General features: G+C 54.8%; 1 rRNA gene. It reads left to right on the top strand.

Annotated features, from left to right (window positions below):
- Positions 1-520: ribosomal RNA gene (locus LC455_RS31085) — 16S ribosomal RNA — on the top strand; the annotation flags it as partial.
- Between the last annotated feature and the right edge of the window lie 22 nt (positions 521-542).

The raw sequence follows: 542 nt of genomic DNA, 5'->3' as shown, positions 1-542 counted from the left end.
TTCCCCTTCGGGGGACAGAGTGACAGGTGGTGCATGGTTGTCGTCAGCTCGTGTCGTGAGATGTTGGGTTAAGTCCCGCAACGAGCGCAACCCTTGATCTTAGTTGCCAGCATTCAGTTGGGCACTCTAAGGTGACTGCCGGTGACAAACCGGAGGAAGGTGGGGATGACGTCAAATCATCATGCCCCTTATGACCTGGGCTACACACGTGCTACAATGGATGGTACAAAGGGCTGCAAAACCGCAAGGTCGAGCCAATCCCATAAAACCATTCTCAGTTCGGATTGCAGGCTGCAACTCGCCTGCATGAAGCCGGAATCGCTAGTAATCGCGGATCAGCATGCCGCGGTGAATACGTTCCCGGGCCTTGTACACACCGCCCGTCACACCACGAGAGTTTGTAACACCCGAAGTCGGTGGGGTAACCGTAAGGAGCCAGCCGCCTAAGGTGGGACAGATGATTGGGGTGAAGTCGTAACAAGGTAGCCGTATCGGAAGGTGCGGCTGGATCACCTCCTTTCTAAGGATATAAGCTGGACGTA

This window comes from Neobacillus bataviensis (assembly GCF_019969725.1).
Note: the sequence above shows the minus strand (reverse complement) of the source record. Positions and strands in the feature narration are given on the sequence as shown.